Genomic DNA, 17,449 nt, shown 5'->3' with positions numbered 1-17,449 from the left:
TTGCCCCCGTCAACAGGCGTGCACGACAAAGTGGTTACTCACCGGAAACGTCCGACTGCGTGGGGCGACGGTTGCGGGGCGGCGAACCAGCCTTGGAATGGCGGGAAATCGCCGGGCGCACAGGGGTACGCGAGCGGCACGCAGAGGGCGCGCGGCAATGACGCGTAAAGGAGAACGGCGGAGCCCCCGAGCGGGGAGGGTGCGGCTCGACGCCGTGTCAGTTCAGGACTGTCAGTTCAGGGCCGCGTAAGCAGTGCCGGGCGGTCCGATGGGGAGGTCGGAACCGGGGCTGTACTGGGCTGTACGAGGGTTACGGGATTCCCGTCCCGCGCCAGGCGAACACGCCGGGGCTGCGCCGCGTGCCGTGGGGATGACGGTCGCGGAGATCGCGGCGCCGTGCCGGTGCGGCGTGGTCGCCTGAGCGCGGGACCGGGCTGTGCCGGTGATGACCGCCTGTCAGCGGCGGCCGCCGAACAGCGAACGACGCAGTCGCCGCAGTGGAGCGAAGAGCGAGACCCTGCCCACTCGCGCGCCCCTGGTGCTGCGCTCGTGCGCGACGTCACGCGAGGTGAGCTCACGCATCAGCAACGTCGCCTCGGCCGCCTCGCGCTGCGGGACGGCGGGACCGCCCAGCACCGAGAGATGGCGGTCGAGACGCGAGCTGGTCGCGCTGCTCCCGCAGGTGATCGCAGGCACTCGCGGCCTGCTGCGCACTGTTATCTGTTCCATGTCACTCCCCACCCGTACGAGGGCACCCGGCCCGGGCAGGTTAACCCTATCGCCCCATCGCGACACCTGCGTATCCCGGTCGCGGGATTCACCTCCGCCATAAGGAGGTTGACGATTACTCACCGAATACAACTGATTCCAGGGCGACTTGGACATGCAGGTCAAGAACGGGCGCGACGGAGCATGGTCGTTTTCGGCGGCACTGAGCTACTTTTGTGGAGAATCGCGCCGTTACGGATGGGGGGCACCCGTGAGCGAGGATCCGGGCAGTCGAGACGCCGGCGAGGAGCGCCTGATCGCCGGCCGGTACCGGCTGCTGAGCCCCCTGGGCGAGGGCGGCATGGGCACCGTGTGGCGCGCCCGCGACGAGGTCCTGGGCCGCGAGGTCGCCGTCAAGGAGGTCCGCGCCCCCGCCGGGCTCCCGGCGGACGAGGTCGAGCGGATGTACGCACGCCTGGAGCGCGAGGCCTGGGCGGCGGCCCGTATCGCGCACCGGAACGTGGTGACGGTGTACGACGTGGCGACGCAGGACGGCCGGCCCTGGGTCGTCATGGAGCTGGTCCGGGGCCTCTCACTGTCGGATCTCCTGGAGGGCGAGGGGCCGCTGCCCCCGCGCCGCGCCGCGCGCATCGGGGCCGAGGTGGTCTCCGCGCTGCGTGCCGCGCACGAGGCGGGGGTCCTGCACCGGGACGTGAAGCCGGGCAACGTGCTGATCGCGAACGACGGTCGCGTCGTCCTGACCGACTTCGGGATCGCCCGGGTCGAGGGCAGTTCGGCGCTCACGATGACGGGTGAGGTGATCGGCTCGCCCGAATTCCTCGCGCCGGAACTGGCGTTGGGCCGCACTCCGGTCCCCGAGTCCGACCTGTGGTCGCTCGGCGTTCTCCTGTACACGGCCGTCGAGGGGCAGTCGCCGTTCCGGCAGGACACTCCGCTGAGCACGCTGCGGGCGGTCGTGGACGAGGAACTTCCTGCTCCGCGCCGCGCGGGCGCGCTGACCACCGTCATCGAAGGGCTGCTGCGCAAGGACCCGGCCGAGCGGCTGCCCGCGGCCGACGCGGAGCGCGAGCTGCGCATCGTGGGCGCGGGCGGCACGCCACGCGCGGGCACCGTGGCGGCGAGCGCGGAGACGGGTCCGACGCAGGTGATCCCGGATGCGTGGCCCTCCGGGCCGACGGGCCCTCCCGGCGGGTCCGGACCGGCGCACTCCCCCGACACAGACACCGACGCCGGACGGAAAACGCGCTGGCCCGTAGCCGTCCTGCTGGTCGGCCTCCTGGTCCTCCTGCTGGCGCTCGGCGGACTCACGTACGCGCTACTGCACCGGGGCGGCGGGGGCTCCGGGGCGCATTCCTCCGGGAGTCCGTCGGTCACGCCGAGCGTTTCGCCCAGCGCTTCGCGGAGTCCGTCGGAAGCTAGCTCCAAGCCGGCCGGGGGCGGCGGGCAGTCGGCCTCGGCCACTCCGCGGCAGTCGGTGCGGGTCTCCGTCACGGCCGTGCGCGGGAGTTACAGCGGTACCTGTCCGCCGCCGGGGGGCGCGGCTCCGGCGTTCAAGGCGACGTTCACGGTGGGGCGCGTACCTGTGGACGTCGAGTACCGCTGGGTGACGGAGAGTGGCACGTCAAGCGATGCGGGCTGGAAGACGCTCAGCTTCGCGTCCGGTGACCCACTGAGCAGGTCGGTCGACCACTCCGAGACGGGTTACACGGACGGGGCGACGCTCCACAACCGGGTGAGCGTGGAGGTGCGTGGCCCCGTCCGTGCGACGTCGAACTCGGTGGCGTACACGGTGACGTGCGAGGCGTCGCCCTCGGCGAGCGGAACTCCTACCGGCGGGACCACGACCCCTTCACCGACACCGTCGTAGAGCGGTGGGGAACGGGTGGTGCTAGGCGGCGGCGCTGAACACGGGGAGGTAGCCGCCCGACTGGCCGGCGGCGGTGGGGTGGTAGGACTCGGTGGGGTTGGTCCAGTTGACGCTGTGCAGCCAGGAGTTGCCCGAGCAGATCTCGTGGCCGGTGAAGGCCGAGGTCACGCTGCCGAACGTGAAGCCGTGGTCGGCGGCTCGTTTGGCGGTGGTGGCGTTGAGCAGGTCGGCCGCGCTGTTGATCGCGGCGCGCTCGGTCTCGGTCAGGCCCGCGATGCAGGAGCCGCCCAGCTGGTAGAAGCGCGGGTAGCCGAGGACGACGACGTGGGCTGCCGAGGCCTTCGCCGTGATCGCCGAGTACACCTGGTCGAGCTTGCCGGGCAGGGTGTTCTGGACGTACGCCTTGGCCTGGTTGACGCGGGCGACGCAGTTGGCCTCGGACTGGAGGACGCAGGTGGTCATGACGTCCGAAAAGCCCGCGTCGTTGCCGCCGATCGACAGGGACACGAGGCCGGTGCCGGAGTTCAGCGGGCCCAGCTGACCGGCGATGACATCACTCGTACGAGCGCCGGAACACGCCGTGAAGTTGAAGCTGGAGGGTGAGTGGGCAGCCGCCCAGAGTGCGGGATAGGCCTTGGTGCTGCGCTTGCAGCTGCCGCTGGCGCTGTCGTAACTGCCGGATCCCACGCCGGACGAGTACGAGTCGCCGAGGGCCACATAGCCCGTGGGAGCGGCCTGTTCGGATGCCTGGGCCGCCGTCGCTCCGGTGAGTGCGACGCCGGCCGCGAAGAGAACTGAGGTCACGTACGCCGTAATTCTGAAACGTCTCATGAAAACCTCCTTTAGCAGGATCTCTGCCGCAACTGTGGTAGCACGCGCCACAGTTGACACGGAAGTGTTCATGTCAAACTTCAGCCTCACGCACCGCACCTTTTGCCTGGCGTTTGATGACAGGTTTGGTTACAGGTACATGTCAGGTCCTGACATACCCTCAATCCCCTTGAACTACGCCCGTAGACCCCTCTCCACATTCTCTCCGCATCTTGACTGGGGGCTCGGGGCTGCGCGACATTGAAGCCCGGCATCCGGCGCTTCGGGGGGCAAAGTCGCCAATGCGGACCATCGATATCAAGTCACCTGCATCAGACAGAGCGGCGTCACACGGGCAGCACACCTGGAGTCGGGACGTATCGCCCCTGCTCGCGGGTGTGACCACGGCCGTCGCGGGGGCCGGCGCGGCGCTGGCGCTCGCGGACGTGCCGTCTCCGTTGCGCGGGCCGCTGACACTGTTCTTCCTGATCGCCGCGCCCGGCGCCGCGATCGGTTCGGCGCTGCGCGGACTCGATCCGTGGGGCCGCTGGATCTCGGCCGTCGCGGGGGCGGTCGCGTTCGACATGCTCGTGGCCGAGGCGATGCTCGCGCTGCACCGCTGGTCGGTGACCGGCGGGATCGTCGTGATCACGGCGCTGAGCGTCGTCGGCCTCATCGCGCCCCCGCCGCCCGCGCGCCGGCCGCCCGGCCGCGCCCCGGGAAGGCGGGAGTCCTGAGGTGGACGTCACCCTGCACCGGCCCGGTGAACTGTCCGCGGCCGACCGGGCGGCCTGGACCGCGATGCAGTCGAAGGCCCATCTGCACGGCATGGCCGAGCTCGCGAACCCATTCCTGTCGCCCGAGTTCACCCTCGCCATGGGCCGCTGCCGGCGCGGGGTGCGGATCGCCGTCGTACGGGAGGACGGCGAGCCCGCTGCGTTCTTCCCGTTCCAGCGGACCGTCACCGGCGTCGGACGGGCCGTGGGCCTCGGCGTCTCGGACAGTCAGGGGCTTATGCACGGACCGGGGTTCGCGTGGGACGCCCGGGAGCTGCTGCGGGCCTGCGGGCTCGCGGTGTGGGAGTTCGACCACCTCGCGGGCGGCCAGCAGCCGTTCGCGGCGGGGGCCTCCGGCAGCTTCCCCTCCCCCGTCATGGACGTCGACGAAGGGTACGAGGCGTATCTGCGCGAGCTGCGCCGGCGGGCCCCGAAGTTCGCCAGGACGACGCTCGCCAAGGGCCGCAGACTCGCCCGGGACTGCGGCGAGGTGCGCTACGTGCACGACGAGCGCGATCCGGGTGCCCTGGCCACACTGATGGAGTGGAAGTCGGCGCAGTACCGCAGGACAGGCCGCAGCGACCGGTTCGCGCGCGCCTGGATCACGAGCCTGACGCAGGGACTCTTCCACACCTCGTCGGAGTCGTTCGCGGGGATCCTGTCGGTCCTGTACGCGGGCGGGCGGCCGGTCGCCGCGCACTTCGGGCTCCGTTCGGAGCGGGTGCTCGCGTGCTGGTTCCCGGCCTACGATCCGGAGTTCGCGAAATACTCTCCGGGGCTGATCCTGCATCTGCGGATGGCCGAGGCCGCCGCCGCCGACGGAATCGCCTATCTGGATCTCGGGCGCGGCCAGAAGGAATACAAAGACTCCCTCAAGACACGGGAACTCACCGTGCACGAGGGCTGGGTGACACGCCGTCATCCGGTCGCTCTCGGACACCGGGCGCGTCGCGCTCCGGTCCGGGCGCTGCGTAACACCGTACTGTCCCGGCCGGAATTCTTCGAGCCGGCGGACAAACTCCTGAAACGGGTGGGGAAGATCCGTTCGGGGAGTTGAGGCGAGAGTCAGGTAAAGGTCAAAACATCAGGAATGTGAGGCCTTTTCACGGGACTTGCCATACAGTTTCCGTCATCAATACCGTCGTACATCCAACCGCGTCGGACCGTCAAGGAAATAGCGATCCAGGGGAGGGTTCACGATCGCGATGGTCAGGTGCGGAGCGCGGTAGGGGGGTGCCGTGCTCGGTGACCGAAATTCCGCCGAGTCGCGTGCGGCATGGCCGATTCCGGCGATCGGTCGGCATTTACCAGCTCACCCGGTCTGCACAGAGCTTTCTTTGTCATGGCCGTGAGTGAGAACCCCCCTTTCGAACCGGACAGACAACCGGACCGCCCGGGGGCGGGCGGTCCACCGGACGAGAGGGACCAGACTCATGAGTTCTTTTGTGCGTCCTGCGGTACCCGGCCCGTACAGGCCGGTCTCGACCCATCTCGCGATAGCGCCTCCGGTGAGCGTCGTGATACCCGCGATGAATGAGGCGGAGAATCTTCCGTACGTCTTCAAGACTTTGCCCGACTGGATCCATGAAGTCGTTCTGGTCGACGGGAATTCCACGGACGGCACGGTGGAGGTCGCAAGGGAACTGTGGCCGGACGTGGTGGTCGTACCGCAGCGCGGAAAGGGCAAGGGGGACGCGCTGATCACCGGCTTCGAGGCCTGCACCGGGGACATCATCGTGATGGTCGACGCGGACGGTTCCGCGGACGGCGAGGAGATCGTCTCGTACGTCTCCGCCCTGGTCTCCGGCGCCGACTTCGCCAAGGGCTCGCGCTTCGCCAACGGCGGCGCCACCGACGACATGACGCCGGTCCGCCGGCTCGGCAACCGGGCCCTGTGCGCGATCGTCAACCGCAAGTTCGGCGCCCGCTACACCGACCTCTGCTACGGCTACAACGCGTTCTGGCGGCGCTGCCTGGACGAGATCGACCTCGACTGCACGGGCTTCGAGGTGGAGACCCTGATGAACATCCGGGTCGTGAAGGCGGGGCTCAGGGTCCAGGAGATACCGAGCCACGAGTACCTGCGGATCCACGGCGCGAGCAACCTGCGGGCCGTACGGGACGGCCTCCGGGTCCTCAGGGTGATCCTCGGGGAGCGTTCGAACCGGCGCGCGAGACGTCGCCGCACGCACGACAGCAGGCTCAGCACCGGCCGGGGAGAGGTGTCTTGAGCGCCCGCACACCGCACGGCGGCGTGTCCGTCGTGATCTGCGCCTACACCGAGGAGCGCTGGGAGGACACCCTCGCCGCGGTCTCCTCGGTGCGGGCCCAGTCGCTGCCCGCCCTCGAGACGCTGCTGGTCGTCGACCACAATCCGGCCCTTCTGGAGCGTCTCGGCAGGGAGTTCAAGGAGGCCGACGACGTCCGCGTACTCGCGAACGCCGGGCCGCGCGGCCTGTCGGCGGGGCGCAACACGGGCATCGCCCGCTCGCGCGGCGGGATCATCGCGTTCCTCGACGACGACGCGGTCGCGGAGCCGGACTGGCTGCGGCACTTCGCCGCCGGGTACGAGGACCCGCGGGTCATGGCGGTGGGCGGCCGTACGGAACCGGTCTGGGCCTCGGGCCAGCGCCCGGTCTGGTTCCCCGAGGAGTTCGACTGGGTCGTCGGCTGTACGTACCGGGGGCTGCCGCGCGGGAAGGTGCGGGTGCGGAACGTCCTCGGTGGGAACGCGTCGTTCCGGCGGTCCGCGTTCGACATGGCGGGCGGCTTCGCGACCGGCATCGGCCGGGACGGCGACAAACGGCCGCTGGGCTGCGAGGAGACGGAGCTGTGCATCCGGCTCACCCGCGCCCGGCCGGACGCGGTGCTCCTCATCGACGACCGGGCGGTGATCCACCACCGGGTCCCGGCGAGCCGTGAGCGCTTCGCCTACTTCCGCACACGCGCGTACGCCGAGGGTCTGTCCAAGGCGCTGGTCGCCCGGAGCGTGGGGGCGGGCAAGGGGCTCGAGTCCGAGCGCCGCTACACGACGCGGGTCCTGCCGGCCGGGGTGGCGCGCGGGGTGCGGGACTTCGTCCTCGCGCGGCCGGGGGGCGGGGGCCGGGCGGGGGCGATCGTGACGGGGGTGCTCGCTGCGGCCGGGGGCTACGCGCTGGGCAGTGTTCGGGCGCGGCGGGGTGGTGGCGGAGGGTTCTCGGTCGTGGAGATCGAGGCCGCCGAAGTCTCCGACGGGGGTGGGGGCGATGAGTGACGCGCCCGTGCCCATCCTCATGTACCACTCCGTGGCCCGTGAGCCGAACGACGCCACCCGGGAACTCTCCGTCACCCCCGAGGCGTTCGCCGAGCAGCTCGCGGCCGTCGCCGACCTCGGCCGCACTCCCCTGACCACGGCCGAACTCGCCGCGATCTGGCGCTCCCCGGGCCGCGCGCTGCCCGAGCGGCCGGTCCTCATCACCTTCGACGACGGTTACGAGGGCGTGCACCGGCACGCCCTCCCCGTCCTCGCCGAACACGGCTTCCGATCGACCCTGTTCGTGTCGACGGGCTGGCTGCGCGGCGCGTACGACACCGGGGGCGGGCTCGACCGGATGCTCGGCTGGGACGAGGTGCGCGCGCTCGCCGGTGCCGGGACGGAGATCGGCGGGCACAGCCACACGCACCCGCAGCTCGACCAACTGGACGACGACGCCCTCTGGTCCGAGCTCCTGCGCTGCAAGGAGATCGTCGCCGACGAACTCGGCACGGCCCCGGCGTCGTTCGCGTACCCGTACGGCTACTCCAGCCGCCGGGTGCGGGCCGCCGTGCGCGGGGCCGGGTTCGCGCAGGGCCTCGCCGTCGGCAACGCGCTGGCCAGAAGGCAGCAGGGCCCGTACGCGCTGCGGCGGGTGACCGTGCGCCGCAGCACGGGTGTCGAGGAGTTCGCGCGGCTCGTGGAGGGCCGGTCGGTCACCCGCAGTTTCGCCAGGGACCGGGCCCTCACCAAGGGGTACGCCGTGGTCCGCAGAGCCCGTCAGGTCCGCCGGAAGGCCACTCTCACCCGTGTCTGAAACGACCACCGCCCAGGCCGCCACGCCCCCGCCGACGACCGGACCCGCGAAGGCCCCGGCCGGCGGGAGCCAGCTGTTCCGCAACGCCTACGCCCTGATGCTGAACACCGGCATCTCCGGAGTGCTCGGCGTCGGCTTCTGGCTCGCCGCCGCGCACTACTACACGGCGGACGCGGTCGGGCAGGGCTCGGCGGCGATCGCAGCGATGAAGTTCCTCGCGGGGCTCACCGCCGTGACGCTGACCGGGGCCCTGGCCCGCTTCATCCCGGTCGCGGGGCGGGCCACGGGGCGGCTCATCTTCCGTACGTACGCGGGCAGCTCGGTCGCCGTCGCGTGCGCGGCCGTCGTCTTCCTGCTCACGCTCGACGTGTGGGGGCCGTCGTACCGCTTCCTGCACGGGCCGGTGAACGGGCTCGGCTTCATCGCGGCCGTCGTCGCGTGGTCGCTGCTCACGCTCCAGGACGGTGTGCTGACCGGGCTGCGCAGCGCGCTGTGGGTGCCGGTCGGCAACACCGTGTTCTCGACGGTGAAGCTGGGGCTGCTCGTCGCGTTCGCCGTGGTCGTGCCGACGACCGGGGTGTTCGTGTCCTGGGTCGTCGCCATCGCCACGTCGGTGGTGCCGCTGGGCTGGCTGGTGTTCCGGCGGCTCGTGCCGCGCCATGCCGAGGCGACGGGTAGCAGAGCGGAGCCGCCAACACTGCGCGAGATGGGCCGCTTCCTGGCGGGCGATTACACGGGCTCGCTGTTCTCGCTGGCCGTGGTCTACCTCGTCCCGGTGATCATCGCCTCGCAGGTCAGCGCCGCCGACAACGCGTACTTCTACATCGCGACCACCATCGGCGGCACGATCAATCTGCTGGCCATCAACATGGGTGCCTCGCTGACCGTCGAGGGCTCGCACGATCCGGCGCTGCTCGCGGCGAACACCCGGGCGGCACTGCGGCGCATGGCCCGCATCATGATCCCCGTCTGCGGGCTCCTGTTCGCCCTCGCGCCGTACGTCCTGGGCGTGTTCGGTGACGACTACGCGCGCGCGGCGACGCCGTTGCTGCGCCTGTTCGCGGTGGGCGCGGCCCTGCGGGTGGTCATGGAGACGTACTTCGCCGTGCTGCGCGCGCAGAGCCGGACGGCGGGACTGGCGTGGCTTCAGGGTCTGCTGTGTCTCCTGGTCCTCGGGCTTACGTTGCTGCTCCTGCCGCGGATGGGGCTGACGGGGGCAGGGGTCGCGGAGATCTCCAGTCTGGCCGTGATCGTGGCGCTGGCGGCGCCGAGGCTGTACCGGGTGGTGCGGGCCGCTCCGCCGGGGGCGCCGTCGTCCGTCGTCGCGCCGTCCGACGGGGATCTGGCCGACCTCGGCGCCCCGGACCCGGCGACGACGACCAGGGCGGCCAAGCGGCTGGCCCCCTCGTGGGCGCTGCGCGACACGCTCGACTCCGACACGCTGCAACTCGCGGTGCAGCTCAATCTGGACCATCAGGAGTGGCGGCCGGACGTGCGGCCGGGGCCGGGGCCGGCGGGTTCTTCGGCTCCTTCGGCGGGGGCCGGCCCGTCCCGTCGGGACAACACCGTCGACCTCACGAAGAGCGGGGCGCTCCCGCAGCCACCGGACCCGACCCCGCCACCCGCCATACCGGCCCAGCCCCTGCTGAGCCGCCTCGCCTCCCTGAACCCGCGCCTCACCTCGCTCAACCCTCGCCTCGCCCACCTGAACCCACGCCTCGCCACCCTCAACCCCCGCCTAACCGCCCTGACCCTCCTACTCCTCGCCGCCCTCACCCTCTACTGGCTCCCCGTACTGGGCATGACCGACCGCGACCTCGACCGCATGAACGGCCTCGGTCTCATCTCCGTGCTGCCGCTCGCGACCCTCGTCGGCGCGGCGCTCCTCGTAGCCGTCTTCGCGGCGCTCCTGTGGTTGGAACGCCCGCACACCTGGCTGCTGTTGATCACCCTCGTCGCCACGCTCGTGTCGCTGCACGCGCTACCCGCCGTGATCGAGGCGGAGCCGCGGTTCGCGACGGCGTGGCAGCACCTCGGGTTCATGGAGTACATCGACCGGACCGGTTCCGCCGTGCCGGACCTGGACGCGCGGTGGAGCTGGCCGGGGTTCTTCGCCGCCGCGACGTTCGTCGCCAAGGCGTGCGGTGTCACGGACATGACCGGGGTCGTCCGCTGGTGGCCGCTCGCGATGCAACTGCTCTACCTGGCGCCGATGTTCCTGCTGACGCGCTCGATGCGGGCGGGCTGGCGGGCCCGGTGGACCGGGCTGTGGATCTTCGTGCTGAGCGGCTGGGTCGGCCAGGACTACTTCTCCCCGCAGGGCTTCACGTACCTGCTCTACCTGGCGTTCGTCGCGATCCTGCTGGTGTGGTTCCGGGCGCCGCGCGTGCTGTGGACCCGGCGGCGGCCCGGCGAGCTGGAGGTCGAGCCCGCCGGCCGGGATCAGCGGGCGGTGCTGCTGCTCGTCCTGATCGGCCTGTTCGCGGCGACGGTCCCGGCCCACCAGCTCACCCCGTTCGTGATGCTGGGTGTCCTGACGGTGCTCGTGCTCGTGGGCCGCTGCGAGCTGCGCGGCCTGCCGATGCTGTTCACGGTGCTGGTCGCCGTATGGGTCTCGTTCCTCGCGGAGCCGTACTGGTCGGGGCACTTCGACGACCTGTTCGGCGGGCTCGGCGGGGTGGGCGGCAATGTGACGTCGTCGGTCTCCGGACGTATCCAGGGCGGCAGTCCGCTGCACAAACTCGTCCTCTACGCGCGCGTGCTGCTCGCCGGCGGTGTGATGGCGTTCGCGTGCCTGGGCTGGCTGCGGCGGCGCGTCGCCGGATACCAGGAGCGCTCGCTCCTGGTCCTGACGTTCGTCCCGTTCCTGGGCTTCGGGATGCAGTCGTACGGCGGGGAGATGGCGCTGCGGGTGTTCATGTTCGCGCTGCCGGGTGCCGCGCTGCTCGGGGGGCTCGCGCTGTTCCCGCGCGCCGGTGTCACCGTGCGGGAACGCGAGCGTGACCGGTGGAGTCTCGCGCCGCTCGCCGCGCTCCTTGCCGGGCTCGTCCTGATGGGCGGCTTCCTCGTGGCGCGCTGGGGCAACGAGCCGTTCGAGCGGATCAGACCGGGCGAGGTCGCGGCCATGGACTACGTCTACTCGCACGACGACCCGACGGTCCGGCTGCTGTGGATGAGCAACAACACCGTCGACAACGTCACGCCCGCGATGCCGTGGGGCGCCCGCGACATGGAGAAGGTGCAGTACGTCCCCACGCTCGCGCCCACCGACCCGGTCCTGGTGTCCGGCCTGGTCAAGGCGCTCAAGGACGCGGGCCCGAACTCCTACCTCATCGTCAACAAGAGCCAGGCCGTCTATCTCCAGATGGACGTCGGCTACGCGAATTCGTGGGACACCCGCCTCCTCGAAAACCTCGACCGCCGCCCCGAACTGAAGAAGGTCTTCACCAACGCCGACGCGACGATGTACGCCCTGCGCAAGCAGCCGGGCGGCGCGGTTCCGAAGGCCTCGCCCGGACCGATCGGACCGAAGATCACCTGGACCCCGTGGTCCGTCGTGGGCGGCCTCGCTGCGCTGGCGCTCGTCCTGCTGCTGTCGGTGCGCGAGGTCGTACGGGTCGCGGCGCGCCCGAGCGTGTGGCAACTGCGGCTGCTGCAGAGCAGCTTCTGGTTCTCGCTGCCCCTGCTCGCCCTGCTGCTCGCGTCGATCATCCAGAGGTTCCTGACGATGGCCTGACCGCGCCATCGCCCACGCGTCACTTCCGGTCGAGCCACTTCACCTCGTACGCCCCCATGTCGAACCGCTGCCCGTCGACCTGCGCGCTGATCGGCCGGTCCAGGGTGTTGACCACGAGGACCGTCCTGTCGTCGGCGAGCACCCGTACGTTCGGTACGTCGTCGGCGGCGACCTGCACCGTCTCGTACCGCGTGCCGGGTGGGAACGCCTGGTGGAAGCGGGAGATCAAGTCGTACATGGGCAGCTTCGTGCCGCCGTCGGACGACTGGGTGGGGGTCCAGAGGCAGCCGGCGCAGGATGGGCCCGTCTGTTCCTCCGGGTTCCAGTAGAAGCCGGAGGACGCGCCGCCCTTGACCATCGCGATCAGGCCGGACGCCTGGACAGCGACGCGGTGCGGTTCGGTCCAGCCCTTGCGGTCGTCGTTCTGGTCGCCGGGTTCGACGTAGAACTCGGCCCACCACAGGGGGAGGTCGCCGGTCTGCTGCCGGACCCACTGGCCGACGGCGGTCAGTTTGTCGGTGGCCGTGAACTCGTCGGGGAGCAGGGCGTCGTCCACGGTGTAGCTGGAGCCGTCGACCACGACGAAGTCGGCGCCCGCCTTGTGCTGGTTCCAGTAGGTGAAGGCGTCGAGGACGCGCTGGTCCATGCTGCCCCAGGGGCCCTTGACGGTCGTCGACGCGTTCTCGGTCTGGCGCGGGTCGACGCTGTCCATGACCAGGTAGGGCCCGCCGACCATGATGTCCTTGTCGACCTTCTTGAGGGCCTTGTAGACGAGGTTGTACAGCTCGGTGTAGCCCTCGTAGTCCCAGCGCTGCTTGGCGTCGTTCCAGAAGCCCTTGAACTCGTTCCACACGATGAAGTGCCGCACGTCCGGGTAGCGCCTCGCGACCGTCGCGGCGAGTGCGGCGAAGTCCTTGTAGTGCGCGGGGTCGGGCGCGGTCTCCAGGGCCTGCTTGCTCCAGTCGGTGTTGTCGACGCCGGGCTTGCCGCCCTTCATCCAGTCCGGGGAGCAGCACAGCGTGACGACGGGGGTGCCGCCCGTCTTCCTGATGAAGTCGATCCGGCGGTCCATGTCGGAGAAGTCGTAATGTCCCTTGACGGGTTCGGGGTTCCCCGCGCCCCAGCCCATGAGGTGCTGGATCTGCGGGATGCCCTGGCCGGAGAGCAGGTCCTCGACCCGCCGTGTGGCGCCGGCGTCGCCCTCGTCCGCGCTGTACTGGGTGTGCGTGAACCCCCAGCCGACGTCCGGGCCCGGATTCCGGGGCGTCGACGGGGTGCCGTGCACCTTGTCGCCGGCGGTCGTGGTGCCCCTGACCTCGTCCCGGCCGCCGGGCATGGCGCCGATCACCGTCAGCAACAGGGCCAGCGCCGCCGCCCCCACGCCGAAGAACAGGGCGCCGAGCCGCCACCACCCCGCCCGCGAAACCCACCCATGTCGTCCCATCAAGGGCAAGGGTAACGACGGCCGTTCGCGGACGGACAGACTCCGCGGCGCCGGTCCCGCCCCTGGGCACGCCGCGCGTCCGGGATGTGACGCGCTGCGGAAATCCCGTGCGGGAGCGGCGTACGTGACGGATCATGGCGGCATGTCTGGGAACCCACACGATGTGCTGCCGATCCAGCTCAACGTCGACGACAGCGACTCCCCCGCGGATGTCGTCGACGCGCTGTTCCTCGGCCGTTTCACGACGGGCGAGCAGCCGCACTCGTACGCGGTGAACATCGACCGGGTGCGGCCCGGTGCCACGCTCCTGCCGCCCGGCGCGGTGGTCCTGCGCTCCGCGCGCGACGACGACCGCCACGCGACGCTCGCCGAGGGCGACGGCTGGACGCTCCTCATCTCCCGCTGGAACAGAGGCGCGGACGTCACGGTGACGGCGACCAGCGTGGAGCTGGCCGAGAAGGTCCTCGGCCAGGCCACGGACGGCGCCGCCGACGAGCCCGAACCCCAGCCGGAGAACGTGACGATGGGGTTCTGGTACGTCTCGCCCCGGCGCGGCCCGCACCGCACGACGCGGCAGATCTCGGCCGGTACGTGGGACGAGGTGCGGGAGAACTACACGGCGCCGGTGGCCACCGCCATGGACCAGCTGATGCGGACGACCCCCGAGAACATCGCGGGGCGGCTCCTGCTGCTGCACGGTCCGCCCGGCACGGGCAAGACGTCCGCGCTGCGCACGCTGGCCCGGTCCTGGCGTGACTGGTGCCAGGTGGACTGCGTACTCGACCCGGAGCGGCTGTTCTCCGACGTCGGCTATCTCATGGACATCGCGATCGGCGAGGACGACGGCACGGCGAAGGGCCGCTGGCGGCTGCTGCTCCTGGAGGACTGCGACGAGCTGATCCGGGGCGAGGCCAAGCACACGGCGGGCCAGGCTCTGTCCCGTCTGCTCAATCTCACGGACGGCCTGCTCGGCCAGGGCCGGAACGTCCTGGTCGGCGTCACGACGAACGAGGACCTGGAGCGCCTGCACCCCGCCGTCGTCCGCCCCGGCCGCTGCCTGGCCCGCATCGAGGTGGGCCCGCTCACGCGCCACGAGTCGGTGAACTGGCTCGGCGCGGAGCAGGGCGTGGGCCGGGACGGCGCGACCCTCGCCGAGCTGTACGCGCTGCGCCGCGGCACGAGCCCGACCGCGCTCCCGGACCCGCGCGAATCCGCTGACGCGGGGCTGTATTTGTGACGCGGGGCTGTATTTGTAGGGCCAGCCACCCGTACAGGATCTGTAGGGGGCACCCCTATTACGGATATCGGGGGTTACCCCGTCACCCCTTGTCCCCGTAAGCCGCCCGCAAAGCGTCCCGGACCGCCGCCAGCGCCTCCTTCTCGGTGAGGCCGAGCCGGTGGGCGCGTTCCGCGAACACGGCGGCCGCGAGCGAGGCCTCGCGGGCCGAGGCGTCCCCGGCGGCGGCGACGAACGTGCCGTTGCGGCCGCGCGTCTCGATCACGCCGTCCGACTCCAGTGCCCGGTACGCCTTGGCCACCGTGTTGGCGGCCAGGCCGAGCGTCTCGGCGAGCCCGCGTACCGTCGGCAGTTTGTAGCCGACGGGCAGGGTCCCGGCGAGGACCTGCGCGGAGATCTGGGCCCGCACCTGTTCGTAGGGCGCCGTCGCCGCGCCCGCGTCGATGTCGATCTTCAAGGTCACGCGCCGATTGTCCCGCACCCCGGAAAAATGGGAGGCACCCCGGCGCGCCCCGCGCGTAGCGTGCGGCCATATGACCGTGACTGTCCGGGCCCTGCGCCCGTCGGACGCCGGGGAGTTCGCCCGGGTCCGGCGCGCCGCGCTGCCCGCCATGCTCGCCACCGCCGGGTCCGTCGCCTTCGACCTGGCGCACGCCCACCCTGACGCCCGCTTCCGGCCGCTGGTCGCCGAGGCCGACGGCGAGATCGTCGGCACCGCCCAGGTCGGACTCGCGTACGACAGCCCGGAGCCCGGCCAGGGGTACGTGAACGCGTATGTGCACCCCGAGCGGCGCGGGCTCGGGGCCGGGGCGCTGATCGTGCGGGCGGCGGAGGAGTATCTCGCCGCCGAGGGCGCCGTCGCCGTCTACTCGTGGGTCCTCGACACCCCGCGCGACCTGGAGTTCGCCGCGCGCCGGGGCTACCGCGCGAGCCGCCCCGCCCATTTCCTGCGGCTCGACCTCGCGCACGGCACCCTGCCGCCGCTCGCCGAGCCGCCGGCCGGGGTGACCCTGCGGACCGGCGCGGACTTCGCGGCCGACCCGCGGCCCGTCTTCGACCTGGACGCCGAGACGGTCAGTGACGAACCGAGCGACATCGCCACCGAGTTCACGGACTACGAGCACTGGCTCGACGAGACCTGGCACCACCCGCTGACCGACCACGAGCTGACGTCGGTCGCCGTGCTGGACGGCCGCCCCGTGGCGTTCAGCCTGGCCCGCACCGACGGCGGCGGCCGCTACTCGTCCGGCATGACCGGCACCGCACGGGCGTTCCGCGGCCGAGGCCTCGCCAAGCTCGCGAAGAACGACTCCCTGCACCGCGCCCGCGCGTCCGGCATCAGGGAGGCGTTCACCGGCAACGACGCGGGGAACGGGCCGATGCTCGCGATCAACCAATGGTTCGGCTACGAAATCTGCGCGACGGAGGTACGCCATGTCCGCCCCCTCACCTGACACGCCCACGACCCTCGACGTGGTCCTGCTCAAGGCGGGCCGCACGAAGATCCGTTATCCGGCGGAGGTCGTCCGTGACGACGGCACGCGCGTGACGGTCACCGCCGCGTGGGCGGCGTCCGGCGTGCGGGACTTCGGCTTCGTGTGCTTCGAGCCGGGCGACGTGTTCACCGAGCACTACTGGCGCGACCGCTGGTACGCGGTCAAGGAGGTGCGGGCCGCCGACGGCACCCTCAAGGGCTGGTACTGCGACGTGACCCGCCCCGCGGTGCGCGAGGACGGCGAACTCGTCGTGGAGGACCTGGACCTCGACCTGTGGCTCTCGGCGGACGGCCGGGACGTGCTGCGCCTGGACGAGGACGAGTTCGCGGAGAGCGGGCTCGCCGAACGCGACCCGAACGCGGCGAGCGCCGCGCTCCGCGCGCTGGACGACCTCGAAGTGCTGGCCCGGGGCGAGGGGTTCGGCAGGCTGCTCGCCTGACAGTGACTCTGTGCGCGGCGCCCGTGACGCAGGGCGACGATTTGTCGGTACTCGGCGTCACCGTCCCCTATGCCCCTGTTCATGGTCATGTCCAGATCGTGATATCCCCGCTGACAAATCACGCTTCAATGCCTCACCCTCCGGGGAACACGTCTACAGCGGTACCGCAGTGGGACCGGGGTAGGCACAGGAGGCAGTCATGCGCCGTGTGACCGTGAGCAAGCCCGTCGCCAAGACCAGCACGACCCGCCGTCAGCAGCGGGAAGAGGCGGCCGAACGCCGCCACGACCGCACGGAAGTGCGCAAGGACATCCGCCGGACCTGGTGGCCCGACGAGTAGAACGGGCCCGGGCACGTCAGCCCCCGGTCAGCCGCTTGCGGTAGTGGACGCGGTCGTAAGGCCCGTCCACCCGGCGCTCCGTGACCTCGTATCCGTAGCGCGGGTAGATCTTCTGGTTCTCCCACATCAGCGCGTTCGTGTAGAGCCGCACCTCGGGCAGGCCGAGGGCGCGTGCGTGCTCGTCGACGAAGTGCAGCAGCCGGCGCCCGACGCCCTGGCCGTGGGCGTCGGGGTGGACCGCGATGCTGTCGAGGAAGAGATGGTCCTCGTGGGGCTCGACGACCACCAGGCCAACGACACCCGCGTCCGCCCCCGCCCCCGCCCCCTCGCCCTCGACGACGTACACGCGTCCCGCGGCCACGTCGGCGGCGTGATCCGCCTGCATGGGCGCGGGCACCACCCCGATGCGTTCGATGTAGTGGTGGTACGCGGCGTCGGTCACCGCCTTCACGGCGGGTACGTCGTCGGCGGTCGCGAGGCGGACGGGGTTGTCGGTCATGGCCGAACGTTAACGCTGCCGCTCAGC

The 17,449-nt window shown here is 71.1% G+C and carries 16 protein-coding genes; 11 read left to right on the top strand and 5 right to left on the bottom strand.

Features of this window, described 5'->3' with window-relative positions; translation table 11 throughout:
- Positions 1–456 precede the first annotated feature (456 nt).
- Positions 457–729 (bottom strand): hypothetical protein, encoded by a 273-nt coding sequence (locus tag ABZ893_RS09165; protein WP_361399249.1) that lies wholly within the window; start codon positions 727–729, stop codon positions 457–459.
- 250 nt (positions 730–979) lie between these two features.
- Between ABZ893_RS09165 and ABZ893_RS09160 the strand changes: the two genes are divergently transcribed.
- Positions 980–2,596 carry a serine/threonine-protein kinase gene (locus ABZ893_RS09160; RefSeq protein WP_361399246.1) on the top strand — a complete coding sequence of 539 codons (1,617 nt, stop codon included), beginning with the start codon at positions 980–982 and terminating at the stop codon, positions 2,594–2,596.
- Between the two features lie 21 nt (positions 2,597–2,617).
- Here the strand turns inward: ABZ893_RS09160 and ABZ893_RS09155 are convergent, their stop codons facing one another.
- A complete protein-coding gene (locus ABZ893_RS09155; RefSeq protein ID WP_361399243.1) occupies positions 2,618–3,427 on the bottom strand; it encodes an SGNH/GDSL hydrolase family protein in 810 nt (269 codons plus the stop codon).
- Between the two features lie 377 nt (positions 3,428–3,804).
- On the opposite strand from ABZ893_RS09155, the gene ABZ893_RS09150 reads away from it, so the two are divergent.
- The 6 genes from ABZ893_RS09150 (at position 3,805) to ABZ893_RS09125 (ending at position 11,967) form a co-directional block, all read left to right on the top strand.
- On the top strand, positions 3,805–4,143 hold the full coding sequence (locus ABZ893_RS09150; protein ID WP_361399240.1) for a hypothetical protein: 339 nt from the start codon (positions 3,805–3,807) through the stop codon (positions 4,141–4,143).
- A gap of 1 nt (position 4,144) precedes the next feature.
- Positions 4,145–5,239: a GNAT family N-acetyltransferase gene (locus tag ABZ893_RS09145; RefSeq protein ID WP_361399237.1), complete on the top strand. Its 1,095-nt coding sequence runs from the start codon at positions 4,145–4,147 to the stop codon at positions 5,237–5,239.
- A gap of 376 nt (positions 5,240–5,615) precedes the next feature.
- Positions 5,616–6,413 (top strand): glycosyltransferase family 2 protein, encoded by a 798-nt coding sequence (locus ABZ893_RS09140; RefSeq protein WP_361399234.1) that lies wholly within the window; start codon positions 5,616–5,618, stop codon positions 6,411–6,413.
- Positions 6,410–7,435 carry a glycosyltransferase family 2 protein gene (locus tag ABZ893_RS09135; RefSeq protein ID WP_361399230.1) on the top strand — a complete coding sequence of 342 codons (1,026 nt, stop codon included), beginning with the start codon at positions 6,410–6,412 and terminating at the stop codon, positions 7,433–7,435. Before ABZ893_RS09140 ends, ABZ893_RS09135 begins: the two co-directional genes overlap by 4 nt.
- Complete coding sequence (locus ABZ893_RS09130) at positions 7,428–8,231, top strand: polysaccharide deacetylase family protein (protein WP_361399227.1); 804 nt, start codon at positions 7,428–7,430, stop codon at positions 8,229–8,231. Before ABZ893_RS09135 ends, ABZ893_RS09130 begins: the two co-directional genes overlap by 8 nt.
- A 97-nt stretch (positions 8,232–8,328) precedes the next feature.
- Positions 8,329–11,967 (top strand): lipopolysaccharide biosynthesis protein, encoded by a 3,639-nt coding sequence (locus ABZ893_RS09125; protein WP_361400169.1) that lies wholly within the window; start codon positions 8,329–8,331, stop codon positions 11,965–11,967.
- A gap of 19 nt (positions 11,968–11,986) precedes the next feature.
- On the opposite strand, the gene ABZ893_RS09120 is transcribed toward ABZ893_RS09125, so the two are convergent.
- Positions 11,987–13,411: a xylan 1,4-beta-xylosidase gene (locus ABZ893_RS09120; RefSeq protein WP_361399224.1), complete on the bottom strand. Its 1,425-nt coding sequence runs from the start codon at positions 13,409–13,411 to the stop codon at positions 11,987–11,989.
- 142 nt (positions 13,412–13,553) lie between these two features.
- Between ABZ893_RS09120 and ABZ893_RS09115 the strand changes: the two genes are divergently transcribed.
- Positions 13,554–14,648, top strand: coding sequence for a DUF5925 domain-containing protein (locus ABZ893_RS09115; protein ID WP_361399221.1), 1,095 nt, complete (start codon positions 13,554–13,556; stop codon positions 14,646–14,648).
- 82 nt (positions 14,649–14,730) lie between these two features.
- Here the strand turns inward: ABZ893_RS09115 and ABZ893_RS09110 are convergent, their stop codons facing one another.
- A complete protein-coding gene (locus tag ABZ893_RS09110) occupies positions 14,731–15,111 on the bottom strand; it encodes a GntR family transcriptional regulator (protein WP_361399218.1) in 381 nt (126 codons plus the stop codon).
- A 70-nt stretch (positions 15,112–15,181) separates the two neighbouring features.
- Here ABZ893_RS09110 and ABZ893_RS09105 point away from each other — a divergent pair, with 70 nt between their 5' ends.
- The 3 genes from ABZ893_RS09105 (at position 15,182) to ABZ893_RS09095 (ending at position 16,923) form a co-directional block, all read left to right on the top strand.
- Entirely contained in the window at positions 15,182–16,102 is a 921-nt protein-coding gene (locus ABZ893_RS09105; RefSeq protein WP_361399215.1) for a GNAT family N-acetyltransferase, read from the top strand.
- The gene (locus tag ABZ893_RS09100; protein ID WP_361399212.1) at positions 16,083–16,583 is read left to right on the top strand and encodes a DUF402 domain-containing protein; all 501 of its coding nucleotides are present in this window, start codon (positions 16,083–16,085) and stop codon (positions 16,581–16,583) included. Before ABZ893_RS09105 ends, ABZ893_RS09100 begins: the two co-directional genes overlap by 20 nt.
- A gap of 199 nt (positions 16,584–16,782) precedes the next feature.
- The gene (locus tag ABZ893_RS09095) at positions 16,783–16,923 is read left to right on the top strand and encodes a hypothetical protein (RefSeq protein ID WP_361399209.1); all 141 of its coding nucleotides are present in this window, start codon (positions 16,783–16,785) and stop codon (positions 16,921–16,923) included.
- A gap of 16 nt (positions 16,924–16,939) precedes the next feature.
- On the opposite strand, the gene ABZ893_RS09090 is transcribed toward ABZ893_RS09095, so the two are convergent.
- Positions 16,940–17,422: a GNAT family N-acetyltransferase gene (locus ABZ893_RS09090; protein ID WP_361399206.1), complete on the bottom strand. Its 483-nt coding sequence runs from the start codon at positions 17,420–17,422 to the stop codon at positions 16,940–16,942.
- Positions 17,423–17,449 lie beyond the last annotated feature (27 nt).

The sequence above is a fragment of the Streptomyces sp. NPDC046821 genome, from assembly GCF_040645335.1.
GTDB lineage: Bacteria > Actinomycetota > Actinomycetes > Streptomycetales > Streptomycetaceae > Streptomyces.
This window is presented reverse-complemented; position numbering and strand designations above follow the sequence as displayed.